The 2,877-nt window shown below is 68.1% G+C and carries 4 protein-coding genes; 1 reads left to right on the plus strand and 3 read right to left on the minus strand.

Annotated features, from left to right (window positions below; all coding sequences use genetic code 11):
• Window positions 1-42: 42 nt before the first annotated feature.
• The 3 genes from AC1D15_RS25265 to AC1D15_RS25275 form a co-directional block, all read right to left on the minus strand.
• Window positions 43-684: a 3-oxoacid CoA-transferase subunit B gene (locus tag AC1D15_RS25265; protein WP_047510273.1), complete on the minus strand. Its 642-nt coding sequence runs from the start codon at window positions 682-684 to the stop codon at window positions 43-45.
• A complete protein-coding gene (locus AC1D15_RS25270; RefSeq protein ID WP_047510271.1) occupies window positions 681-1,385 on the minus strand; it encodes a 3-oxoacid CoA-transferase subunit A in 705 nt (234 codons plus the stop codon). The genes AC1D15_RS25265 and AC1D15_RS25270 overlap by 4 nt, the downstream gene beginning before the upstream one ends.
• Before the next feature lie 80 nt (window positions 1,386-1,465).
• On the minus strand, window positions 1,466-2,584 hold the full coding sequence (locus AC1D15_RS25275; protein WP_477828146.1) for a saccharopine dehydrogenase family protein: 1,119 nt from the start codon (window positions 2,582-2,584) through the stop codon (window positions 1,466-1,468).
• A gap of 120 nt (window positions 2,585-2,704) precedes the next feature.
• On the opposite strand from AC1D15_RS25275, the gene AC1D15_RS25280 reads away from it, so the two are divergent.
• Window positions 2,705-2,877 (plus strand): Lrp/AsnC family transcriptional regulator (locus AC1D15_RS25280; RefSeq protein ID WP_477828147.1); only part of this gene is annotated, 173 nt, incomplete at its 3' end.

The following is a 2,877-nucleotide window of genomic DNA, read 5'->3' on the forward strand; positions in this document are numbered from 1 at the left end:
GAATGGCATCGCAGATGAAGGCATCATTCATGGCGGATTCTTTCAGGCGATCAGCGGCAGGCCGCTCAACCGCTGCAGTTCATCGAAGGGCAGGCCGTTGAAAGTCTCCACCACCTTCAGCCCGGCCGCCGTCACGTCGATGACAGCCAGGTCGGTGTAGATGCGGCTCACGCAGGCCACGCCGGTCAGCGGGTAGCTGCACTCGGCGACGATCTTGCTCTCGCCGGACTTGGTCAGGTGCTCCATCATCACGAAGGTCTTCTTCGCGCCGATCGCCAGGTCCATCGCGCCACCGACCGCGGGGATCGCGTCGGGCGCACCGGTGTGCCAGTTCGCCAGGTCGCCGCGCGCGGACACCTGGAACGCGCCGAGCACGCAGATGTCGAGGTGGCCGCCGCGCATCATCGCGAAGCTGTCGGCATGGTGGAAGAACGCGCCGCCRGCCAGCAGCGTCACCGGCTGCTTGCCGGCATTGATCAGGTCGAAATCCTCGTCGCCCGCCGCCGGCGCCGGGCCCATGCCGAGCAGGCCGTTCTCGCTGTGCAAAAAGATCTCGCGCTCGCGCGGCAGGTGGTTGGCCACCAGTGTCGGCAGGCCGATGCCGAGGTTCACGTACGCGCCCTCGGGGATGTCGCGGGCGACGCGGGCGGCCATCTGGTCGCGGTTCAGGCCACGGACACTCATGCGGCGCTCCTCGCGAAACCGGCCGGCCCGGTGGCGCTGCGCGGCACCTGGACCACGCGTTGCACGAAGATCCCCGGCGTCACGATGTGCTCCGGGTCGAGCTCGCCGAGCGCCACCACCTCGTGCACCGATGCGATGCTCAGCTTCGCCGCCATCGCCATGATCGGCCCGAAGTTGCGCGCGGTCTTGCGGTAGACCAGGTTGCCCCAGCGGTCGCCGCGCTCGGCCTTGATCAGCGCCACGTCGGCATGGATCGGTGACTCGAGCACATACATGCGGCCGTCGATCTCGCGCGTTTCCTTGCCGCGCGCCAGCTCGGTGCCGTAGCCGGTCGGCGTGAAGAAGCCGCCGATGCCGGCACCGGCCGCGCGGATGCGCTCGGCCAGGTTGCCTTGCGGCACCAGTTCCAGCTCGATGCGCCCGCTGCGGTACAGCCCGTCGAACACCTGCGAATCGACCTGGCGCGGAAAGCTGCAGATGATCTTGCGCACCCGCCCGGTTGCGAGCAGCGCCGCCAGGCCCGTCTCGCCGTTGCCGGCGTTGTTGTTGACGATGGTCAGGTCGCGCGCGCCTTGCGCGATCAGCGCATCGATCAGCTCGCCCGGCTGGCCGGCGCCGCCGAAGCCGCCGATCATCACCGTCGCGCCGTCGGGCACACCGGCCAGCGCGTCCTGCACCGAATCGCAGAGCTTGTTGATCATGCTGTTCCTCACGCAGACCCAGTTCGTCAAAAAGTTCTTTTGACGAACTGGGGTTCTGTATGGGAACAGTGTAAGCCGAGTCAGGCTGCTTTCGCGAGCTCGTCCATCGCGTACACGCGGCCGAAGCGGTTGGCCAGGAAGTCGGCCAGCCGCACGTCCTCCTGCCGCACGAAGCCTTGCTGCGGCAGCTGGCCGTTCGCCAGCATGTCGAGGATCGCGCACAGGCTGCTCGCCGTGGTGATCTGGATCGCGCTGCGCAGCTTGCCGGCCAGCACGTGCGCATAGGTCTTGCGCGCATAGGTGTTCTGCACGAGGCGCCCGTCCTTCATGCCGGAGACGGTGACGAACACGATCACCACGTCCTGCATCGTCGTCGGCACGGCCTGTTCGAGGATGTCCTTCAGCACGTCGCGCCGGTCCTTCAGCCGCAGGTCGTGCAGCAGCGCCTTCATGATCGCGGCGTGGCCCGGGTAGCGGATCGTGCGGTAGTTCAGCGTGCGCACCTTGCCGGCCAGCGTCTCGCACAGCGTGCCGAGCCCGCCCGAGGTGTTGAAGGCCTCGTAAAGCACGCCGTCGAGCGAGAACTCCTCGCGCTCCTCGAGCGCCGGCACCTCGCGCACGACGCCGTCGACGATCGCCTCGCAGGGTTCGCAGTACTCGTTGATGACGCCTTCGGTGCTCCAGGTCAGGTTGTAGTTCAGCGCGTTGCTCGGGTAGGCCGGCAAGGCGCCGACGCGCATGCGCACGCTGTCGAGCGTGTCGAAGCCGCTCGCCAGGTCGGCAGCGACGATCGAGATGAAGCCGGGGGCCAGCCCGCACTGCGGGATGAAGGCGGTGCTGGCGCCCACCGCCAGTTCGCGGATGCGCCGGGTGCTGGCCACGTCTTCCGTGAGGTCCAGGTAGTGCACGCCGGTGTCGCGTGCGGCCTGCGCGACCTTGGCCGTCAGGTGGTAGGGCGCCGCACTCAGCACCGCGAAGCGGCCGCGCAGCGCGGAGCGCAGCTGCTGGGCATCGTTCACGTCCAGCACCAGGGTCGACAGCCCCGGGGTGCCGGCCATCTCGGTCGCGATCTCGGCCAGCTGGGGCGCCGAGCGGTCGGCCACCGTCACGGTGTAGCGCTCGCCACCGGTCGCAGAGGCCAGCAGGGCCCCCACCACGGGGCCGATCTTGCCGCCGCCGATCACCAGGATGTCTTTCATTGCCGCCTCGCATGCTGTAGGGAATGACGGCGATTGTCGGGAGTGCGAGGTCAAAAGGCAGCTTGAAATTCAACGAAACGACGGGCACATTCCGGCATATTGCCGAGATACTCCGACGAAATGCACAAGACCATCCTCGACAAGACCGACCACGCGCTGCTCGCGCTGCTGCGCGAGAACGCGCGCGCCTCCACCGCCGAGCTGGCGCGGCGCCTCGCCTTGTCGCGCACCACGGTGCAGAGCCGGCTGGAGCGGCTGGAGCGCCAGCGCGTCGTCGCCGGCTACACGATCGT

It is taken from the genome of Rhizobacter sp. P2_H2 (assembly GCF_056403375.1).